The sequence below is a fragment of the Streptomyces sp. CBMA291 genome, from assembly GCF_014596525.1.
GTDB lineage: Bacteria > Actinomycetota > Actinomycetes > Streptomycetales > Streptomycetaceae > Streptomyces.
The window spans coordinates 20,090-41,334 of the sequence record NZ_MSJP01000032.1 but is presented as its reverse complement, the minus strand read 5'-3'; the positions used below and the strand labels follow the sequence as shown (position 1 = coordinate 41,334).

Below are 21,245 nucleotides of genomic sequence, written 5' to 3'. Positions count from 1 at the left end.
CACGACACGCGGCTCCCCCCGAAGGTTGTGCGGCACCGTCCGATCAGCGTCCGAGGCGTCCTCGCACCATGCCGACCAGGGTGTTCAGCTCCGCGATCCGCATGCGCTTGGCGGCGAGGAAGAAGACGCCGAGGAGGGTCGCCCCACCGACGATCAGGGCGACGAGCGAGCCGAGCGCGCCCTCGCCGAGGACCTTCAGCAGACCGAAGCCGAGGGCGCCGGAGACGATCGCGGCGGGCACGGAGGCCATGCAGAGGCGGGCGTAGGTCCGCAGCACATGGGTGCCGTCGAGGTCGCCGCCCAGCCGCTTGCGGAGGCGGCGCCAGGCGATGCCGACGCCGACGGCGTAGGCGAGACCGTACGAGGCGGCCATGCCGACGACGGCCCAGCGGGCGGGCAGCACGACGTAGCAGAGGGCCGAGGCGGCCGCGTTGACGGCGGCGACGATGACCGTGTTGTAGAAGGGCGTCCGGGTGTCCTCGTACGCGTAGAAGCCGCGGAGCACGACGTACTGCACGGAGTAGGGGATCAGGCCGAGGCCGAAGGCCATCAGGATGAAGCCCATGCCCTGGGCGGCCTCGACGCCGCTGGAGGCGTAGAGCAGGGTGCACATCGGGACACCGAGCGCGAGGAACGCGAAGGAGACCGGGACGATCGCGACGGCGGAGTTCCGCAGGCCCTGCGAGATGTCGTCGCGTACGGCGCCGGGGTCGTCGTCGTGGGCGGCGCGGGAGATCCGGGGCAGCAGCGCGGCCATGACGGAGACCGTGATGATGGCCTGCGGCATGCCCCAGATCAGCTGGGCGTTCGAGTACGCGAGGAAACCGGCGCCGTTCACCCCGGACTCCTCACCGGCCGCCGTGGCGAGCTGGGTGACGACGAGGACACCGGCCTGGTTGGCGAGGACGAAGAGCACGGTCCACTTGGCGAGCTTGACCGTCTTGCCGAGCCCGTGGCCCTTCCAGTCGAAGCGGGGCCGGAAGCGGAAGCCCGTCTCGCGCAGGTACGGGATCATCGCGAGCGCCTGGACGACGAGTCCGAGCAGGGTGCCGATGCCAAGGAGCCGGATGCCCTCGTCCGGGATGGTCTGCACGCCCATGTGGGACTCGGCGGAGGTGCCGTAGACCCAGATGAACAGGCCGAAGGTGACGATCATGACGATGTTGTTGAGGACCGGGGTCCACATCATCGCGCCGAACTTGCCGCGGGCGTTGAGGATCTGCCCCATCACCACGTGCACGCCCATGAAGAAGATCGTGGGCAGGCAGTAGCGGGCGAAGGTCACGGCCACGCTGTTGGCGGCGGCGTCGTCGGCGATGGTGTTCGACATCAGCCGGACGAGCAGCGGCGCCGCGAAGACGGCCAGGGCGACGATCAGGCCGAGCGCCACCATGACGAGGGTGAGCAGCCGGTTGGCGTAGGCCTCGCCGCCGTCCTCGTCGTTCTTCATCGAGCGGACGAGCTGCGGGACGAAGACCGAGTTGAGGCCGCCGCCGACGGTGAGGATGTAGATCATCGTCGGGAGCGTGTAGGCGATGGTGAAGGTGTCGCCGAGCAGGGCGGCGCCGAGCGCGCCGGTGATGACCAGGCTGCGGACGAAGCCGGTGAGCCGGGAGACGAGGGTGCCCGCCGCCATCACCGCGCTCGACTTCAGCACCCCGGAGGCACGGCCGGACTTCTTGGCCGGGGGTGCGGGCAGCGGGTCCGGCTCCGGGGCGGGCGGCGGCACCTGGCCGGGGGTCTGCTGGTCGCGGTAGAGGTGCGCGAAGGCGTCCGGTTCGGGAGTCTCCTCGCCGGCCCGGGTCACCAGGTCGTCGACGCCGGTGAACTGGACCGTGCGGGCGTCGTCGCCGTACGGGAGGTGCCGGGAGGTGCCGTCGGGCTCCGGTGCCGGGGTCTGCGCCCAGACCCGGGGGTCGGGCGCGTGCTGGGGCGTGGCCGGCTGGGCGTAGAGCGGCTGGGGTTCCTGGTAGGTGCCGGGCGGAGGCGGCGGGTGCGCGGCGCGGTCGTAGAGCGCCTCGGTCACCGGGTCCTGCGCGGAGAGGTCCCGGGCCCGGTACGGGTCGTGGGTGAGGGCGTCCTGGACGTAGGGGTCCTGCCCGTACTGGTTCTGCCCGTACTGGTTCTGCCCGTACGGGTTCGGGGCGTACTGGCCCTGCCCCTGGCCGTACGGACTCTGGCCGCCCTGGCCGTACGCGCTCTGGCCCTGGGCGCCTTGTCCCTGCGGGTAGCCCTGGGGGGCCTGGCCTCGCGGGTACGGGCCCTGGCCGCTGCCGCCCTGCGGGTACGGGTTCCGGCCGCCCTGGTCCTGGGGGTACCGGCCCTGCGCGCTCCGGCCCTGGGGGTACGCGTTCGGGTCGTACGGGCCCTGGGGCCGGGCGTGGGGGTCCTGCGGGTGGGCGCCCTGCGCGTAGGGGTTCTGCTCCTGCGGCGGTGGGGCCTGCGCGTGGCCGGGGTCCGAGGGTGTCGCGGGCGTCCCACCGGACGGCGCGGCGCCATCAGCGCCCTGGCCGCGGTCACCGTCGTACGGCGCGTTCATGGTTACCCCACCTCATCGTCCCCGGCCGACCGGCCACGACATAGCTCAACGGTCCACTTTCTCACCCGGGCCCGACGGGTCGCCGCTTTCGGACCCGGTGTCCGGTCCCGGGTCACTCGGCTGCTCGGGTTCGTCCCCGGCCGCCTGCTCCGGCACCGTCTCGGCGGGCGTGCCCGGAACGGGGTCCGCGCCCTCGTCCGGGACAGGGCTTCCCGCGTCCGCCCCGGGCTCCGTGCTCCCGGCCTCGGGCTCCGCCGCCCCGGCGTCGGCCGCCCCCGCGCCGGACTCCGGCCCGTCCGTCCCGGCCTCGGCCTTGCGGGCGGCCACCCGCTTGCGCTGGGTGTACATCCGTACGCCGGCCAGCACGAGGAGCAGGACGCCGCCGGCGATCACGAGCATCACCGTGGCGGTGATCTCGGAGACCTTCACGATGAACGTCATCGGCTGCCCGTACGGCGTGCCGTCCTCGGTGTAGAGCTGGGCGGTCATCGGCACCTGGCCGTTGACGCTGGCGGTCGCGGTGAACTTCACGGACTGGCTGTGCCCGCCGTTGACCTTCACCGGGAGTTCGGCGACGCCCTCGTCGCCGTTGAGCTTGATCCGGCTCTTGTTGCTCGACGTGAGGCGCAGGACCAGGCCGTCCACGCCTTGCAGCAGCTTGTTCTGGACGGTCACCGGGATCGTGGCGCTGCGGCCCGAGAGGGTGAGGTCCGACTTGTCGACGAGCTCCACCCCTTCGGTGAGGGTCTGTAGATACTCCAGGACGTTGATCCGGTAGAGCGCGGCGGCCCTCGCCTGGCCCCGCCACGAGGTCGACATCTCGCGGTTGATCGCGTTGCTGAAGGGGGTCACGACGCGGTCCGGCTGGGTCAGGACGACCTTGAAGTCGTCCAGCTCGTCGCGGGTGGTCTTCATGTCGCGGAAGGCCTGGACGGGCAGCTCCCGGTCGCGCAGCTTCTTCGGGTAGCGGGAGCCGCCGGGCACCTTGGTCGAGGCGTCCGGGTCGGGCTTGGCGGCGGCGGCGGCGAGGAGGTCGCTCGGCTGGATCCAGCGGCGGGCGGAGAGCCCCTTCAAGGCGGTCGCCATGGTCCGGGCCTGCGAGACGCTCGGCACCCGCTGCGGGGCGACCACGATGCTGCGCTGGTCCTCCGGCTGCTCCAGGGTGATCGCGAGGGACTGGGCCAGGAACTCCTGGACCGCGAGCGTGGAGTTCTCCGCGCGGAGCATGTCGCCTTCGAAGGCGGTCGAGAGAAGCGCGTCGCTCACCACGGCGGTGGTGCTGCCGTCGCCGAAGGGCCGGGCGGCCGTCGGCGTGTAGGAGAGGTCGTCGCGGACGCTGTCGCTGCGGGCGATCACCTTGTCGGCGCCCGCGGAGGTCGCGACGGACAGGATGGAGGGGTCGACGGCCCCGTCGGCGGGCCAGGCGAAGTCGGCGGACGCCTGGGTGTGCAGCACGGTCTCGACCGTCATCTCGGCGAGCGCGGTCGCCGACTGGAGGTGTTCGAGCGAGCCGGGCACGTCCTTGCCCCGGTGGGCCAGGGAGGCGAGGTCCGGGTCCGCGAAGGGGAGCGCGACGACCTTGTGCCCCTGGACCGCCTTCTCCAGGGCGTCCAGCCAGCGCTCGGCGAGGGCCTGGTTCTTGCCGGGAACGTGCAGGGAGCCTTCCTTGACGCGGTAGCCGTTGGCCATGGCGTCGACGGAGGCCAGCAGGTCCGGGTCGATCACCCAGGTGACCGGGAGGTCCTTGCCGAGCGTGACGAGCTCGTCGAGGCGCCCGCCCGGCTTCAGCTCGGCGGCCAGGGCGTCGTCCTCGAAGACGGGGGTCTGCTGGTCGTCCGTGGCGGTCTCCGCGGAGACATGGGCGGAGGAGATCAGCGGCCACAGGTAGGTGAGCTGCGTCTTCTTCTCGGTGGGGTCGGGCTGGTAGGGCAGGAAGGTCCGCTCGATGCCGAGGACCCGGTCGTAGCGCCGGTCCGGGGTCCGACCGGTGAGGGAGACGCCCAGCTGGTACACGCCCGGGTCGTCGAGCCCCAGCTCGGAGACGGGGACGGAGAGCGAGAAGTCCGTGCTCAGACCGGCGCCCAGCCGGGGGATCTTCAGGGTCGGTCCGTCTTCGAGCGGGGCGGGGTCGCTGTCGTCCCGGTAGCCGGTGCGCTGTGCCACCTGGTCGATCTCGCTGCGGCTCGTCATCCGGGGCCCGACCCGCAGATCCACGGTCGCGTCGGTGACGGGCTGCTTGCTCCGGTTGGTGACCGTCCCGGTGACCGTGACCGTGTCCCCGTCGACGGGCGCGGTCGGGCTGAGCGTGGCGAGGGACACATCGACGGTCTTGGAGCCGCTCGCGTTCTCGGCGGCGGACGCCGTGGTGGTGAGCGTCGGCATCTGGAGCAGTCCGGCGAGGAGCGGCGCGCCGACGGCGACGGTGAGGGTGCGCCGCAGCCATCGGCGGGCAGGTGAGGGACCGGTTCCCTGGATGTCTGCCGCCTCGGCCACGCGTTCGCCCGTCCTCGTCGTTGTCCGTGATGTCAGTGGGGGTGGGTGCTTCCCGGTTGCTGTGTCCAGGCATGGTAACGAGGCACGCTGGGGGCAAGTGCCGGGGAGTGCTCCGGACGATCTTCGTTCGGGTCCGGCCGGTCCGGTCCGGACGCGGCGGGCGATCTTCGATCCTCCCCCGGCGGGCCGCTCCGGGCGCCGCGCCCGGGGAAAACGGGGACACCGCCGCGAGCCGGGGCACGTACCCTTTTCTGTTGTGCCGAACGCCAACGAAGACACCCCGACTGCACTGAGCCAGGTGCAGCACCGCGCGGTCAGCGAGCTGCTGCGCGTGTCCCCCGTCGCCGACGACCTCGCCCGCCGTTTCCAGGAGGCGGGGTTCAGCCTCGCGCTGGTCGGCGGCTCGGTCCGCGACGCGCTGCTCGGCCGGCTCGGCAACGACCTGGACTTCACCACCGACGCCCGCCCCGAGGACGTACTGAAGATCGTCCGTCCGTGGGCCGACGCCGTATGGGAGGTCGGCATTGCCTTCGGGACCGTCGGCTGCCAGAAGGAAGCCCGGGTCGGGGACGTGGTGCAGCGCTTCGAGGTCGAGGTCACCACCTACCGCTCGGAGGCGTACGACCGGACCTCGCGCAAGCCCGAGGTCTCCTACGGCGACTCCATCGACGAGGACCTCGTCCGCCGTGACTTCACGGTCAACGCGATGGCGGTGGCCCTTCCGGAGAAGCGCTTCATCGACCCGTACGGCGGTCTTGAGGACCTCGCGGCGCGGGTGCTGCGGACGCCGGGCACGCCCGAGGAGTCCTTCTCCGACGACCCGCTGCGGATGATGCGGGCCGCGCGGTTCGCCGCCCAGCTGGACTTCGAGGTCGCTCCCGAGGTCGTCGCGGCGATGACGGAGATGGCCGGCCGGATCGAGATCGTCTCCGCCGAGCGCATCCGCGAGGAGTTCAACAAGCTGCTGCTCTCCGCCCACCCCCGCAAGGGTCTCGGGCTCCTCGTGGAGACCGGTCTCGCCGACCACGTCCTCCCCGAGCTTCCGGCGCTGCGGCTGGAGAGCGACGAGCACCACCGGCACAAGGACGTCTACGAGCACTCGCTGACCGTTCTCGACCAGGCGATCGACCTGGAGGAGGACGGGCCCGACCTGGTACTGCGGATCGCGGCCCTGCTCCACGACATCGGCAAGCCCCGGACCAGGCGCTTCGAGAAGGACGGCCGGGTCTCCTTCCACCACCACGAGGTGGTGGGCGCCAAGATGGTCAAGAAGCGCATGACCGCCCTCAAGTACTCCAACGAGATGATCAAGGACGTCTCCCGGCTCGTGGAGCTGCATCTGCGCTTCCACGGCTACGGGACCGGCGAGTGGACCGACTCGGCCGTGCGCCGTTACGTCCGTGACGGCGGACCGCTGCTCTCGCGGCTGCACAAGCTGACCCGCTCCGACTGCACCACCCGGAACAAGCGCAAGGCGACCGCTCTCTCCCGCGCCTACGACGGGCTGGAGGAGCGCATCGCGCAGCTCCAGGAGCAGGAGGAGCTTGACTCGATCCGTCCCGACCTCGACGGCAACGAGATCCAGGAGATCCTGGGCATCGGCCCCGGACCAGCCATCGGCCAGGCGTACAAGTTCCTGCTGGAGCTTCGTCTGGAGAACGGCCCGATGGAGCACGCGCAGGCCGTCGCCGCGCTCAAGGAGTGGTGGGCCGCTCAGAGCTGAGCCCCCACCCGGTCCCTCCGGTGCTCTGTTTCACGTGAAACAGAGCACCGGAGGGGCTGAGGAGCCGAAGACCCGAGGGGCGTTTCACGTGAAACACCCTTCGGGTTTCACGTGAAACGTCATCCCTTGGCACGCTCGCCGCGCAGAGCCCAGGTGATCGCCGTGCTCACGACCCGGAGCCCGCGTGAGCACCGCGCTCGCCACGCAGGGCCAGCGCGATCGCCGCGTAGACGGCGGCCACCAGCACGATCAGCAGGGTGGACCGGCCGTCGGGCGGCAGCATCAGGGCGGCGACGCCCGCCGCGCCCACGAAGGCGACGTTGAACAGCACGTCGTACAGCGAGAAGACCCGGCCCCGGTAGGCGTCGTCCACGGATGTCTGGACCACCGTGTCCGTGGCGATCTTGCTCCCCTGGGTGACGAGCCCGAGGACGAAGGCGGCGATCAGGAACGGCGTGGGGGCGAAGGTCAGGCCCAGCACCGGCGTCAGCACGGCGGCCGTGCCGGCGCAGAGGGTCATCCAGCCGAAGGGGCCGAGCCGCCCCACCGCCCAGGGGGAGAGGAGGGCGGCGGCGAAGAAACCGGCGCCGGAGGTGGCGACGGCAAGGCCGAGCAGCGCGAGCCCGTCGGATTCCGTGGTGCTCCAGGCGTGGCGGCAGAGCATGAGCACGGTGACGAACAGGGCTCCGTAGCAGAAGCGCATGAAGGTCACCGCGACGAGGGCGCGGGCGGCGGGCCGCCGCTCGGAGAGGTGCCGGACTCCGGCGGCGAGGCCCCGGGCGGTGGACAGCAGGGCCGAGCCGAGGGACGGGGAGACGGCGCCCGGGTCGGGACCGAGGAGCTGTCGGGGCATGCGGAGCGAGGCGAGGGCGCCGCAGAGGTAGAGAACGGCTCCGAAGCCCACCACGGCCGCGTCGGACTGTCCGGCGAGCAGCTGGACTCCGAAGGCGAGGCCGCCGCCCAGGGTCGCGGCGAGGGTGCCCGCGGTGGGGGAGAGCGAGTTCGCGAGGACGAGCCGTTCCTCGTCGACGACACGGGGGAGCGCGGCGGAGAGCCCCGCGAGGACGAAGCGGTTGACCGCGGTGACGGAGAGCGCGGAGGCGTAGAACAGCCAGTCGGGGACGGAGGCGAGGATGAGCAGGGCGGTCCCGCAGGCGAGCAGGGCACGCAGAAGGTTGCCGAAGAGGAAGACCTGGCGGCGCTGCCAGCGGTCGAGCAGGACTCCGGCGAAGGGCCCGACGAGCGAGTACGGGAGCAGCAGGACCGCCATGGCGGAGGCGATCGCGGCGGCGGAGGCCTGTTTCTCGGGGGAGAAGACGACGTACGTGGCCAGGGCCACCTGGTAGACGCCGTCGGCGCACTGGGAGAGCAGCCGGACGGCGAGCAGGCGGCGGAAGTCGGTCAGGCGCAGGAGTACGCGCAGATCACGTACGACGGACATGGCAGCAAGACTCACATACGGAGAAGGTCCCCGGGGCGGTGCCCCGGGGACCTTCGACGCGAGCGCGGAACCTCAGCGCTCGACCTCGCCCTTGATGAACTTCTCGACGTTGGCCAGGGCCTCGTCGTCGAAGTACTGGACCGGCGGGCTCTTCATGAAGTAGCTCGACGCGGAGAGGATCGGGCCGCCGATGCCGCGGTCCTTGGCGATCTTCGCGGCGCGCAGGGCGTCGATGATGACACCGGCCGAGTTCGGGGAGTCCCACACCTCAAGCTTGTATTCGAGGTTCAGCGGGACGTCGCCGAAGGCACGGCCTTCGAGGCGGACGTACGCCCACTTGCGGTCGTCCAGCCAGGCCACGTAGTCCGACGGGCCGATGTGGACGTTCTTCTCGCCCAGCTCGCGGTCGGGGATCTGCGAGGTGACGGCCTGGGTCTTGGAGATCTTCTTGGACTCCAGGCGGTCGCGCTCCAGCATGTTCTTGAAGTCCATGTTGCCGCCGACGTTGAGCTGCATCGTGCGCTCAAGGCGGACACCGCGGTCCTCGAACAGCTTGGCCATCACACGGTGCGTGATGGTCGCGCCGACCTGCGACTTGATGTCGTCGCCGACGATCGGGACGCCCGCCTCGGTGAACTTGTCGGCCCACTCCTTGGTGCCGGCGATGAAGACCGGGAGGGCGTTGACGAAGGCGACCTTGGCGTCGATGGCGCACTGGGCGTAGAACTTCGCCGCGGCCTCGGAGCCCACGGGCAGGTAGCAGACGAGGACGTCGACCTGGCGGTCCTTGAGGATCTGGACGACGTCGACCGGCTCCGCGGCGGACTCCTCGATGGTCTGGCGGTAGTACTTGCCGAGACCGTCGAGCGTGTGACCGCGCTGGACCGTGACGCCCTTGTTCGGGACGTCGCAGATCTTGATCGTGTTGTTCTCGCTGGCACCGATGGCGTCGGAGAGGTCGAGGCCGACCTTCTTCGCGTCGACATCGAAGGCGGCGACGAACTCGACGTCACCGACGTGGTATTCGCCGAACTGCACGTGCATCAGGCCGGGGACCTTGGCCGCCGGGTCGGCGTCCTTGTAGTACTCGACGCCCTGCACCAGTGAGGCGGCGCAGTTGCCCACGCCGACGATGGCTACGCGAACCGAACCCATTCCGGTTGCTCCCTGTGTGATCGTGGAAGCCCTGCCTGTGCGCAGGGTTTCACTTGGTGGTGTCGTCGGACGGATCCGGCCGGGTACTGCCCCCGGGCCGGGGCAGGCCGCCCGTCTCTCCAGAATCGTTGTCGTGCAGAGCGGTGGTGCCGGGGCCGGATCGCTGATCCCGTCCCGCCCTCTCGCTCTCGATGAGCTCGTTCAGCCAGCGCACTTCGCGCTCCACGGACTCCATGCCGTGGCGCTGTAGCTCAAGCGTGTAGTCGTCGAGACGCTCGCGGGTCCGGGCCAGCGAGGCGCGCATCTTCTCCAGGCGCTCCTCAAGCCGGCTGCGGCGGCCTTCCAGGACGCGCATCCGCACTTCGCGCTCGGTCTGACCGAAGAAGGCGAAGCGTGCGGCGAAGTGCTCGTCCTCCCAGGCGTCCGGGCCGGTGTGGGAGAGAAGCTCCTCGAAGTGGTCCTTGCCCGCCGGTGTCAGCCGGTAGACGATCTTGGCCCGGCGTCCGGCGAGCGAGGCGGCGAGGGCGTCCTCGGGGGCGCTGCCCGGTTCCTCGATCAACCAGCCGTTGGCGACCAGCGTCTTGAGGCAGGGATAGAGCGTCCCGTAGCTGAACGCCCGGAAGACGCCCAACGAGGTGTTGAGGCGTTTCCGCAGCTCGTACCCGTGCATCGGGGCCTCGCGCAGCAGGCCGAGGACGGCGAATTCGAGGATGCCGGAGCGTCTGCTCATTCGTCGTCTCCTCTCCGCCTTCGGGGCCCTTATGCCGTGCTGATGTATCGACTCGATACATCAGCACGATAGAACGGGCTCAAGATCCCGACAAGTGGGCTCGCCGTGACCGGCGTCACATCATCAATTCATGGCGATCGACTTGCCTGATTTGGGGTGAAGTCCGGTCCTAGGCAGGTTTTGGCCGTGCGTAGTCTGTGCGGCATGCAGAGCACCGGGAACCGAGAGATGCCGTGGGGCGTCAGTGCTCCGGATGACCGGCTGCGATACGGAAGGGCCTCCGATGGGGCTCCGGCCGTGCGTATTTCGGGGGGACCGGAACTCACCTGCCGCTTCCAGGCGTACGCGCCTGCCCGAGGAGTAGTCGTTCGATGAGCGAGCATCGTCGCAAAATGCCGCCGCAGCAGCCGCCCACGGGCGGTCGCGCGGCGGCACGGCGCGCTGCCCAGCAGCCGGGCCACAGGTCGGCCCCGGCCCATGACGTCGGTATGGAGGCCCCGTCGGCCTCGTACGGACCTCCGCCTCCCGCCGGAGAGGAGCCGCGTCCCTACGGGGGCCGCGCGGAGGCCCGCCGGGCCGCCCAGCGTGGCGGACGTCGGCGGGGAGCCGACGCGGGTCCCGGTGGTGGACGCGGTGGCTCCGGCGGCGGTGGCCGCCGAGGTGGCGGAGGCGGCAGCGGTCCGGGGCGGGGCTCCGGCGGGGGGCGCCCGCCGGGCAGGAAGCGGCTGATCGACTACCCCCGCTACGGCAAGCGCGGCTGGCGCCGCTGGATGCCGTCGTGGAAGCTCGTGACGGGCACGTTCATGCTCTTCGTCGGTGTCCTGATGGGCGGCGCGTTCTTCGCGTACTCCGCCGTGGAGATCCCGAAGGAAGACGCGACCGCGACCTCGCAGAACAACATCTACTACTGGGCCGACGGCTCGCGCATGATCGCGACCGGCAGCGGTGCCAACCGGCAGATCGTCGGCATCGAGCAGATCCCGAGGGTCATGCAGGAGGCCGTGGTCTCGGCCGAGAACAAGACGTTCTGGGACGACTCGGGTATCGACCCGATGGGCATCGGCCGCGCCGTGTGGAACATGGCCAAGGGCGGCGAGACCCAGGGCGGTTCGACCATCACCCAGCAGTACGTGAAGAACAACCGGCTCAACGACCAGTCGCAGACCGTCAGCCGGAAGGTGAAGGAACTCTTCATCTCCATGAAGGTCGGCAACAAGCTGGAGAAGCGCGACATCATGGCCGGGTACCTCAACACCGCGTACTACGGTCGCGGTGCCTACGGTATCCAGGCGGCCGCCCGCGCGTACTTCGACAAGGACGCGAAGGACCTCAACGCGAGCGAGGCGGCGCTGCTCGCCTCCGTGCTGAAGGGCGCGACGTACTACGACCCGGGCGGCTACCCGGAGATCGACCCCGAGGCCACCCCGGAGAAGAACCTCGTACGCGCCACCAAGCGGTGGAAGTGGATCCTCAACGAGATGGTCAAGGACCAGAAGATCTCCGCCGAGGAGCGCGCCAAGTACACGACCTTCCCCAAGGTCAAGCAGCGCAAGCAGGACGCCCAGCTGACCGGCCAGATCGGCTACCTCGTCAGCACGGCCAAGGGCAACTTCATCAGCAACAACACCGAGGGCATCGGCGCCAAGGAGCTGGAGCGCGGCGGCTACGAGATCTACACCACCTTCCAGAAGCCGAAGGTGCAGGCCCTGGAGAAGTCCGTCACCAAGATCCTCGACGAGCACATCGACCCCGAGAAGCGCCCGAAGACCGACACCGACGTGCAGTTCGGCGGGGCCACGGTGGACACGGCGACCGGTGCCATCGTCGCCCTCTACGGCGGCGTCGACGCCACCAAGCACTTCACCAACAACGCCGACCCGACCGGCGCCCAGGTCGGCTCGACCTTCAAGCCCTTCGTCCTGGCCGCCGCGATGAAGTACGGCGTGCGGGACAAGGAGCTGGGTCCGGCCCAGGACGAGTCCACGCGCACCATCGTCGACCCGGACAAGAGCCTCTACTCCGGCCAGGACAAGCTGCGGGTCCACCGCTACAACGGCGACGTCTGGCACGACGAGAAGGGCAAGGAGTGGCTCCAGACCAATGACGACGGCGCGAGCTACGGGAACATCACCCTCCGCGAGGCCATGATCCACTCGGCGAACTCGCCGTACGTGCAGCTCGGCATGGACGTCGGCATCGACAAGGTCCGCGAGAGCGCCGTCGCGGCCGGTCTGCGCCAGGAGTCGCTGGTCAAGGGCGAGTCGCCCTCGTTCTCGCTCGGCACCTCCAGCCCCAGCGCCATCCGGATGGCGGGCGCCTACGCGACCTTCGCCAACAAGGGCCAGCAGAACGAGCCCTTCTCGGTGACGAAGGTCGTCCAGGGCGGCAAGACCATCTACGAGCACAAGGCCCAGCCCAAGAGCGCCTTCTCGCCGGCCATCGCCAGCAACGTCACCGACGTCCTCCGCGACGTCGTGGAGGACCCGCAGGGCACCGGCCGCAAGGCCGCGATCCCGGGGCGCGCCGTGGCCGGCAAGACCGGTACGACCGACGGCAACAAGTCCGCCTGGTTCGTGGGCTACACCGCGCAGCTGTCGACCGCGATCGACATGTACCGCTTCTCCGACGACGACACGAAGACCGACCGCGTGTTCGAGGAGATGTACGGCACGGGCGATCAGCCGAAGATCCACGGTTCGTCGTTCCCCTCGCGGATCTGGAAGGACTACATGACCACGGCGGTCGAGGGCATGCCGCTGGTCAAGTTCCCCGAGCCGATGGACCTGGAGAACGCCGAGCCCGTCTTCGGCGGCGGCGCCACCAGCCCGACCCCGTCGCCGACGCCGACGCCCACGCCGACTCCCACCGAGTCCGCGATGCCGACGACGACTCCCCCGGCCACGCCGACGACGACCCCCCCGGTGACCAAGACGCCGAAGCCGGGCAAGACGACGTGCGACATCTGGGACTGGGAGTGCAACCATCCGGGTGATCCGGGCGGCGACACCGGTGGCCCGCCCACCACGGCGCCCGAGACGGAGTCGCCCCAGCCGACCGATACGCCGACGGACGACACCGAGACCGGGCCCGGCCCCGGCAACGGGAACGGCAACGGCAGCGGGAGCGGCGGACCCGGGAAGCCCGGTGGCAACGACGGGTCCTGGGTCCCCTGACCGGGTCCCCGCAGGACGCTTCACCAAGGGCCGTCGCGGTCGCTCCGTACCTCGTGTACGGGGCCGGTCGCGGCGGCCCTCGCCGTTTTCCCCGGCACGTACGGCAGGATGTCCCCCATGCCGAGCCTCCAGAAGACGAGCGCGCCGCAGGACCGGCCGCAGGGCCGCTCGCGGACGGTCAACCCCACCCACCGGGACGAAGTGGCCGCCGCGGGCAGTGAACTGATCGGCGGCCCCTACGGGCGCCGGGCCGCGCCCGGCACCGGACCGCTGACGCCGGTCCGGGTGATCGTCCTCGTGGCCCTCGGCATGTTCGCCCTCGGCATGGTGCAGAAACTGCCCTGCTACAACTGGGCCTGGTTCCGGGGCACGACCTCCCAGTACACCCACGCCTGCTACTCCGACATCCCGCACCTCTTCACCGGACGGGGCTTCGCGGACGGCCTGGTGCCCTACTTCGACCGGCTGGGCGGCGACATACCGTTCCTGGAGTACCCCGTCCTCACGGGTCTCTTCATGGAGGTCGCGGCCTGGCTGACGCCGGGCGGCGGCGAGACGATGCAGCGCGAACAGGGGTACTGGCTCGTCAACGCCGGGCTCCTGATGATCTGCGCGGCCGTCCTCGCGGTCTGTGTGGCCCGTACGCACCGGCTGCGCCCCTGGGACGGTCTGCTCGTCGCCCTCGCGCCCTCCATCGCGCTCACCGCCACGATCAACTGGGACCTGCTGGCCGTCGCGCTGACGGCCGCCGCCCTCATGATGTGGTCGCGGGAACGGCCGCTCGCCTTCGGCGTCCTGCTCGGTCTGGCGACCGCCGCCAAGCTCTATCCCGTCCTGCTGCTCTGCCCGCTGCTCCTGCTCTGCTGGCGGGCCGGGAAGTGGCGCGAGTTCACCACCGCCGCGCTGGCCGCCGCCGGGGCGTGGCTCGCGGTCAACCTGCCCGTGATGGTGATGGCCCCCGAGGGCTGGAAGCAGTTCTATCTGTTCAGCGTGGACCGGAACGTCGACTTCGGTTCGGTCTGGCTGCTGATCAGCCAGCGCACGGGCAGCGCGATCCCGCCGGACCGGGCCAACCTGTACGCGCTGACGCTCATGCTGATGGCGGTCGCCGGACTCGTCTACCTGGCGTTCACGGCGCCCCGCAGGCCCCGTCTCGCCCAGCTGGCGTTCCTGATCGTCGCCGCGTTCGTCCTGACCAACAAGGTCTACTCGCCGCAGTACGTGCTGTGGCTGGTGCCGCTCGCGGTCCTCGCCCGGCCGCGCTGGCGGGACTTCCTGATCTGGCAGGCGTGCGAGGTCGCGTACTTCCTCGGCGTCTGGATGTACCTGGCGTTCACGACCAGCGGCGGCAAGCAGGGCCTGCCGGCGGACGGCTACCAGTTCGCGATCGTCCTGCACCTGCTCGGCACGCTGTACCTGTGCGTGCTGGTCGTACGCGACATCCTCAGGCCCGAGAAGGACCCCGTCCGGCAGGACGGCGCGGACGACCCCTCGGGAGGCGTCCTGGACGGTGCCGAGGACGTCGTCGCCGCGGGCAGGGCCGTACCCCTGGCCCCCGCCGGGGACGGCATGTCCCGAGTGGCCTGGGGCACCCCCGGGGAGCAGGGCTCCCGGGGGTGAGCGGATCCGGCCGGCTCAGCGCTCCACGAGCCGGTCGAACTGCGTCGTCGTGTGGCGCAGATGGGCCACCAGCTCGTCGCCGACCCGGGGCTCCCGCGCGTCCGCCGGCACGAACAGGATCGACACCTGCATGTGCGGCGGCTCGGCGAACCAGCGCTGCTTCCCGTCCCAGACGAACGGCGACAGGTTGCGGTTCACGGTGGCCAGGCCCGCCCGTGCGACGCCCTTGGCGCGCGGCATGACGCCGTGCATCGCCTTGGGCGCCTCCAGGCCCACGCCGTGCGAGGTGCCGCCGGCGACGACGACCAGCCAGCCGTCCGAGGCGGCCTTCTGCTGGCGGTAGCCGAACCGGTCGCCCTTGGCCACCCGGGTCACGTCGAGGACCGAGCCCCGGTACTCCGTGGCCTCGTGGTCGCCCAGCCAGAGCCGGGTGCCGATCCGGGCCCGGAAGCGGGTCTGCGGGAACTGCTGCTGGAGCCGTGCCTGCTCCTCGGCCCGCAGATGGCTGACGAACATGGTGTGCAGCGGCAGCCGGGCGGCCCGCAGCCGGTCCATCCAGCCGATGACCTCCTCGACGGCGTCGGTGCCGTCGGGGCGGTCCAGCGGGAGGTGCAGCGCGAAGCCCTCAAGGCGTACGTCCTCGATGGCCGTGTGGAGCTGCTGGAGCTCCTCCTCGCGGACGCCGTGCCGCTTCATCGAACTCATGCACTCGATGACGACCCGGGCGCCCACGAGGGCGTGCACGCCGTCGACGGACGACACGGAACGGACGACCCGGTCGGGCAGCGGAACCGGCTCCTCGCCCCGCCGGAACGGGGTGAGGACCAGCAGATCGCCGCTGAACCAGTCCTTGATGCGCGCGGCCTCGTACGTGGTGCCCACGGCGAGCATGTCGGCACCGAACCGGGCCGCCTCGTCCGCGAGGCGCTCATGGCCGAAGCCATAGCCGTTGCCCTTGCAGACCGGGATCACCCCGGGGAACTGGTCGATGACGTTCTTCTGGTGCGCGCGCCAGCGAGCGGTGTCGACGTAGAGGGAGAGCGCCATGGCCGGCCCGGAACCTTTCTGATGGCAGCGGTGACTCAGCGAGGAGAACGTTGAGCCCGAGATATGTACGAGACTACGGAAACGTCGGCGGCACGACAGGGGTCAGCGACGGGACATGTAGATGTCGAGCGCCTTGTGCAGCAGCTTGTTCAGCGGGAAGTCCCACTCGCCGACGTACTCGACGGCCTCGCCGCCGGTGCCCACCTTGAACTGGATGAGTCCGAAGAGGTGGTCGTTCTCGTCGAGCGAGTCGGAGATGCCGCGCAGGTCGTAGACGGTCGCGCCCATCGCGTAGGCGTCGCGGAGCATCCGCCACTGCATCGCGTTGGAGGGGCGGACCTCACGGCCGATGTTGTCGGAGGCGCCGTAGGAGTACCAGACGTGCCCGCCCACGACGAGCATCGTGGCCGCCGAGAGGTTCACGCCGTCGTGGCGGGCGAAGTACAGCCGCATGCGGTTGGGGTCCTCGTTGTTGAGGACGGTCCACATGCGCTGGAAGTACGAGAGCGGGCGCGGCCGGAAGTGGTCGCGGACGGCCGTGATCTCGTAGAGGCGCTGCCACTCGGCCAGGTCCTCGTAGCCGCCCTGGACGACCTCGACACCGGCCTTCTCGGCCTTCTTGATGTTGCGGCGCCACAGCTGGTTGAAGCCCTTGAGGACATCGTCGAGCGAGCGGTTCGCCAGCGGCACCTGGAAGACGTAGCGGGGCTGCACGTCGCCGAAGCCGGCGCCGCCGTCCTCGCTCTGCTGCCAGCCCATCTTCCGCAGCCGGTCCGCGACCTCGAAGGCGCGCGGCTCGATGTGGGAGGCCTCGACGTCCTTGAGGCGCTTGACGTCCGGGTCCTGGATGCCGGACTTGATGGCGGCCGAGTTCCAGCGCCGGATGACGACGGGCGGGCCCATCTTCACGGAGAAGGCGCCCTGCTGCTTGAGGTGCGCCAGCATCGGCTGGAGCCAGTCGTCGAGGTTCGGCGCGTACCAGTTGATGACCGGGCCCTCGGGCAGATAGGCGAGGTAGCGCTTGATCTTGGGGAGCTGGCGGTAGAGCACGAGGCCCGCGCCGACCAGCTCGCCCGTCTTGTCGAACCAGCCGAGGTTCTCCGAGCGCCACTCGGTCTTCACATCAGCCCACGCCGGGACCTGGCAGTGGCTCGCCGAGGGCTGGCTCTGGATGAATGCCAGATGCTGCTCACGGCTGATGGTCCTCAGGGTCAGGCTCATGCGGGGCGCTCCTCGGCAGGTGTGTCCCCATCGGTCAGGGGCTCCGGCTCTCGCGCCGAAGCCTACTGTGACCGGGGAGCGCCCCGAATGGGCACGTGCGCCCTGACGTGCCGTTCGGCTCAGCTGATGACGCCGCCGAAGAGTCCGCCGTGGGCCATTCCGAGGAAGAAGCCCACCGCCGAGGCGCCGAGTCCGAGGACCAGCAGGAAGCGCTCGCGGGTCGTCACGGAGATGTAGTGCCCGTAGCCGCCGGTCAGGATGCCGATCAGTCCTGACCAGGAACTCAGCAGGTGCAGATGGTGGAACTGCGCGGTGACGAAGGCGAGGACGCCCAGCACCAGTGTCACGCCGACCAGGGTGTCCTGGAGCGGGTGGGGCTTGCCGTCGGTCGAGAGGAGGGAGTGGCCGGGGTTGGGTCGCATTGCCTGTGCCATGGGGCACCTCCTGGCGTGGCTGCCGGAGGGCGGCGCATCCTGGCGCCGCCCATGTCCGTTGTGTACAGATTGCGTCCTCCCACCGGCGAATTTCAACCGGAGGCCGATGTGCGGGTACTCTGTACGGTCTGCACCGGTGTCTGCCCTGGTCCATCCTGGATCCGGCGGTATCCCCGTTCCCGGGGAGCCCGCCAATGGCGGTGGATACCGTTGCTACGCATCACGACCCTCCTGCCACGGAACGACCGTGGCCGCTGAGTCCAAAGGAGGTGGGTTCCACATGCGTCACTACGAGGTGATGGTCATCCTCGACCCCGATCTCGAGGAGCGCGCTGTCTCCCCGCTGATCGAGAACTTCCTCTCCGTCGTCCGTGAGGGCAACGGAAAGGTCGAGAAGGTCGACACCTGGGGCCGTCGTCGTCTCGCCTACGAGATCAAGAAGAAGCCCGAGGGCATCTACTCGGTCATCGACCTGCAGGCCGAGCCTGCGGTCGTCAAGGAGCTCGACCGCCAGCTCAACCTGAACGAGTCGGTCCTCCGGACCAAGGTCCTCCGCCCCGAGACCCACTGAGCTTCCCGCTCAGAGGTCATCGGGTTCGAGTAGCAAAAAGCAGCCAGAAGCAATCCCGCCGAGAGGTACCCCATGGCAGGCGAGACCGTCATCACGGTCGTCGGCAATCTTGTCGACGACCCCGAGCTGCGCTTCACCCCGTCCGGTGCGGCGGTCGCGAAGTTCCGTATCGCGTCCACTCCCCGCACCTTCGACCGTCAGACCAATGAGTGGAAGGACGGCGAAAGCCTCTTCCTGACCTGCTCGGTCTGGCGTCAGGCGGCGGAGAACGTCGCCGAATCGCTCCAGCGAGGCATGCGCGTCGTCGTGCAGGGCCGACTGAAGCAGCGGTCCTACGAGGACCGTGAGGGCGTCAAGCGCACGGTCTACGAGCTGGACGTCGAGGAAGTCGGCCCCAGCCTCAAGAACGCCACGGCCAAGGTCACCAAGACCACCGGTCGAGGCGGCCAGGGTGGCTACGGCGGTGGCCAGCAGCAGGGCGGCGGAGGCGGCAGCTGGGGTGGAAACTCCGGCGGCGGCGGCGGTGGCCAGCAGGGCGGCGGCGGTACTCCCGCCGACGACCCGTGGGCGACCGGCGGTCCCTCCTCCGGCGGCCAGCAGCAGGGCGGCGGAGGCGGCGGCTGGGGTGGAAACTCCGGCGGCGGCTACTCGGACGAGCCCCCCTTCTAGGGCACGCCCTGGAAGCAGCTCGTACCCCCACTTCTTGATCACACAGGAGAAACACCATGGCGAAGCCGCCTGTGCGCAAGCCTAAGAAGAAGGTCTGCGCGTTCTGCAAGGACAAGACCGTGTACGTGGACTACAAGGACACGAACATGCTGCGGAAGTTCATTTCCGACCGCGGCAAGATCCGTGCCCGCCGCGTGACCGGCAACTGCACGCAGCACCAGCGTGACGTCGCCACGGCCGTGAAGAACAGCCGTGAGATGGCGCTGCTGCCCTACACGTCCACCGCGCGATAAGGAAAGGGTGACCGACTAATGAAGATCATCCTGACCCACGAGGTCTCTGGCCTCGGTGCCGCTGGCGACGTCGTCGACGTCAAGGACGGCTACGCTCGCAACTACCTGGTCCCGCGTGGTTTCGCGATCCGCTGGACCAAGGGTGGCGAGAAGGATGTGGCGCAGATCCGCCGCGCCCGCAAGATCCACGAGATCGCGACCATCGAGCAGGCCAACGAGATCAAGGCCCAGCTCGAAGGCACGAAGGTGCGTCTGGCCGTTCGCTCCGGCGACGCCGGCCGTCTCTTCGGCTCCGTGACCCCGGGCGACATCGCCACGGCGATCAAGACCGCGGGTGGCCCCGAGGTCGACAAGCGTCGTGTCGAGCTCGGTTCGCCGATCAAGACCCTGGGCTCGCACCAGGTGTCCGTGCGTCTGCACCCCGAGGTTGCCGCGAAGCTCGGCGTCGAGGTCGTCGCCGCGTAACGCTGCCCTTGGCAGTCTGCGCTCAGCAGTGAGGAAGGGCCGCACCCCTCGGGGTGCGGCCCTTCCGCTGTGTCGGCTGGCCGCGTTTCACGTGAAACGCGGCTTCTTCGAGGTCCGGACGATGCCCTGCGGTGGGCCGTTTCACGTGAAACGCGGTGGGCCGTTTCACGTGAAACACCCCACCCCCGTTTCACGTGAAACGGTCAGCGGCTGGCGCCCGTGACGATCCAGCGGCCGGAGCGGGCACGTCCCCAGAGCGTCGCCATGCGGACCGTCATCATCAGGGTCATCGCCCACCAGAGCGCGGTCAGTCCGCCGCCGAGCACGGGGACCAGCAGGGCGACCGGGGCGAAGACGGCCAGGGTCAGCAGCATGGCCCAGGCCAGATAAGGACCGTCGCCCGCGCCCATCAGCACGCCGTCGAGGACGAAGACCACGCCGGAGACCGGCTGCGAGACCGCGACCACGAGCAGAGCCGGGAGCAGGGTGTCCTGGACGGTGGTGTCTCCGGTGAAGAGCGGTACGAACAGGGGACGCGTCAGGATGAGCAGTGCGCCGAGGACTACACCGGAGACGACGCCCCACTGGACCATGCGGCGGCAGACCTGACGGGCGCCGTCGCCGTCGTCCGCGCCGAGGTACCGCCCGATGATGGCCTGGCCCGCGATGGCGATCGCGTCGAGCGCGAAGGCCATCAGGCTCCACAGGGACAGGATGATCTGGTGCGCGGCGACCTCGACGTCCCCCATGCGTGCGGCGACCGCCGTGGCGATCATCAGGACCGCGCGGAGCGAGAGCGTACGGACCAGCAGGGGGACACCCGCCTGCGCGGAGGCGCGAATGCCTGCCGCGTCGGGACGGAGGGAGGCGCCATGACGCCGGGCGCCCCGGACGACCACGGTGAGGTAGACGACGGCCATGCCGTACTGGGCGATGACGGTGCCCCAGGCGGAGCCCGCGATGCCGAGACCCGCCCCGTAGACCAGGCCGATGTTGAGAGCGCCGTTGGCCGCGAAGCCGCCGATGGCCACGTAGAGCGGGGTACGGGTGTTCTGGAGGCCACGCAGGACGCCGGTGGCGGCCAGGACGACCAGCATCGCCGGGATGCCGAGGCTGGAGATCCTGAGGTAGGTGGCCGCGTAGGGGGCGGCGGTGTCGGAGGCTCCGAAGAGATCGACGAGCCAGGGGGTCGTGGGGAGGGTCAGCGCCACGACGGCGGCACCGAGGATCAGGGCGAGCCAGATGCCGTCCATGCCCTGTCGGATGGCCGCCGGGAGATCGCCCGCGCCGACGCGTCGGGAGACGGCCGCGGTGGTGGCGTAGGCGAGGAAGACGAAGACGCTGACGGCGGTGGAGAGCAGGGCGGCGGCGATGGCGAGACCCGCGAGCTGCGGCGTGCCGAGGTGTCCGACGATGGCGCTGTCGGCCATGAGGAAGAGGGGCTCGGCGACGAGGGCGCCGAACGCGGGCAGGGCGAGAGAGACGATCTCGCGGTCATGCTGCCGACGGACGGCTCGGGAGGTCGCGGGGGCCTGGGTCATGGGCTCAATCTAATCTTCCACAGGTAAGAGCTGCAATGCTTCTTTGCCTCTTACTTGTGGAGGGCGAGGGGCTTCAGGTGTGGGCCGTTTGTTCTGATCTTGAGCCAGCTGGGAAAGTTTTTCTCCCCCA

Annotated in this window: 16 protein-coding genes; 7 read left to right on the top strand and 9 right to left on the bottom strand. The window is 69.9% G+C overall.

What is annotated here, in order from left to right:
* Positions 1-43 precede the first annotated feature (43 nt).
* Both murJ and BU197_RS09165 read right to left on the bottom strand, forming a co-directional pair.
* Positions 44-2,539 (bottom strand): murein biosynthesis integral membrane protein MurJ, encoded by a 2,496-nt coding sequence (murJ, locus tag BU197_RS09170; protein WP_188267741.1) that lies wholly within the window; start codon positions 2,537-2,539, stop codon positions 44-46.
* Between the two features lie 45 nt (positions 2,540-2,584).
* Positions 2,585-5,032, bottom strand: a complete 2,448-nt coding sequence (locus BU197_RS09165; protein ID WP_188267740.1) for a DUF6049 family protein — start codon at positions 5,030-5,032, stop codon at positions 2,585-2,587.
* Between the two features lie 256 nt (positions 5,033-5,288).
* Between BU197_RS09165 and BU197_RS09160 the strand changes: the two genes are divergently transcribed.
* On the top strand, positions 5,289-6,755 hold the full coding sequence (locus tag BU197_RS09160; protein ID WP_188267739.1) for a CCA tRNA nucleotidyltransferase: 1,467 nt from the start codon (positions 5,289-5,291) through the stop codon (positions 6,753-6,755).
* A gap of 166 nt (positions 6,756-6,921) precedes the next feature.
* Here the strand turns inward: BU197_RS09160 and BU197_RS09155 are convergent, their stop codons facing one another.
* The 3 genes from BU197_RS09155 to BU197_RS09145 all read right to left on the bottom strand — a co-directional run bounded on the left by BU197_RS09155 (position 6,922) and on the right by BU197_RS09145 (position 10,081).
* Positions 6,922-8,196, bottom strand: coding sequence for an MFS transporter (locus BU197_RS09155; protein ID WP_188267738.1), 1,275 nt, complete (start codon positions 8,194-8,196; stop codon positions 6,922-6,924).
* A 72-nt stretch (positions 8,197-8,268) separates the two neighbouring features.
* Positions 8,269-9,351: an inositol-3-phosphate synthase gene (locus tag BU197_RS09150; protein WP_188267737.1), complete on the bottom strand. Its 1,083-nt coding sequence runs from the start codon at positions 9,349-9,351 to the stop codon at positions 8,269-8,271.
* A 49-nt stretch (positions 9,352-9,400) separates the two neighbouring features.
* Positions 9,401-10,081, bottom strand: coding sequence for a PadR family transcriptional regulator (locus BU197_RS09145; RefSeq protein ID WP_188267736.1), 681 nt, complete (start codon positions 10,079-10,081; stop codon positions 9,401-9,403).
* 371 nt (positions 10,082-10,452) lie between these two features.
* Here BU197_RS09145 and BU197_RS09140 point away from each other — a divergent pair, with 371 nt between their 5' ends.
* Together BU197_RS09140 and BU197_RS09135 are read left to right on the top strand one after the other, a co-directional pair.
* Positions 10,453-13,254 (top strand): transglycosylase domain-containing protein, encoded by a 2,802-nt coding sequence (locus BU197_RS09140; protein ID WP_223182535.1) that lies wholly within the window; start codon positions 10,453-10,455, stop codon positions 13,252-13,254.
* A 117-nt stretch (positions 13,255-13,371) separates the two neighbouring features.
* On the top strand, positions 13,372-14,874 hold the full coding sequence (locus BU197_RS09135) for a glycosyltransferase family 87 protein (RefSeq protein ID WP_188267735.1): 1,503 nt from the start codon (positions 13,372-13,374) through the stop codon (positions 14,872-14,874).
* A gap of 15 nt (positions 14,875-14,889) precedes the next feature.
* Here the strand turns inward: BU197_RS09135 and BU197_RS09130 are convergent, their stop codons facing one another.
* The 3 genes from BU197_RS09130 to BU197_RS09120 form a co-directional block, all read right to left on the bottom strand.
* Positions 14,890-15,921 carry an alanine racemase gene (locus BU197_RS09130; protein ID WP_188267734.1) on the bottom strand — a complete coding sequence of 344 codons (1,032 nt, stop codon included), beginning with the start codon at positions 15,919-15,921 and terminating at the stop codon, positions 14,890-14,892.
* A 102-nt stretch (positions 15,922-16,023) separates the two neighbouring features.
* Positions 16,024-17,142, bottom strand: a complete 1,119-nt coding sequence (locus BU197_RS09125; protein WP_188267733.1) for a lipid II:glycine glycyltransferase FemX — start codon at positions 17,140-17,142, stop codon at positions 16,024-16,026.
* A 119-nt stretch (positions 17,143-17,261) separates the two neighbouring features.
* A complete protein-coding gene (locus BU197_RS09120) occupies positions 17,262-17,576 on the bottom strand; it encodes a hypothetical protein (protein ID WP_188267732.1) in 315 nt (104 codons plus the stop codon).
* 280 nt (positions 17,577-17,856) lie between these two features.
* Here BU197_RS09120 and rpsF point away from each other — a divergent pair, with 280 nt between their 5' ends.
* The 4 genes from rpsF (at position 17,857) to rplI (ending at position 19,574) form a co-directional block, all read left to right on the top strand.
* Complete coding sequence (rpsF, locus tag BU197_RS09115; RefSeq protein WP_015034882.1) at positions 17,857-18,147, top strand: 30S ribosomal protein S6; 291 nt, start codon at positions 17,857-17,859, stop codon at positions 18,145-18,147.
* Positions 18,148-18,219: 72 nt separating this feature from the next.
* The gene (locus BU197_RS09110; RefSeq protein WP_188267731.1) at positions 18,220-18,816 is read left to right on the top strand and encodes a single-stranded DNA-binding protein; all 597 of its coding nucleotides are present in this window, start codon (positions 18,220-18,222) and stop codon (positions 18,814-18,816) included.
* A gap of 56 nt (positions 18,817-18,872) precedes the next feature.
* Positions 18,873-19,109, top strand: coding sequence for a 30S ribosomal protein S18 (rpsR, locus tag BU197_RS09105; RefSeq protein ID WP_003956534.1), 237 nt, complete (start codon positions 18,873-18,875; stop codon positions 19,107-19,109).
* 18 nt (positions 19,110-19,127) lie between these two features.
* Complete coding sequence (gene rplI / locus BU197_RS09100) at positions 19,128-19,574, top strand: 50S ribosomal protein L9 (protein WP_188267730.1); 447 nt, start codon at positions 19,128-19,130, stop codon at positions 19,572-19,574.
* Between the two features lie 203 nt (positions 19,575-19,777).
* Here the strand turns inward: rplI and BU197_RS09095 are convergent, their stop codons facing one another.
* Positions 19,778-21,115, bottom strand: a complete 1,338-nt coding sequence (locus BU197_RS09095; protein WP_188267729.1) for an MATE family efflux transporter — start codon at positions 21,113-21,115, stop codon at positions 19,778-19,780.
* Positions 21,116-21,245: the final 130 nt, after the last annotated feature.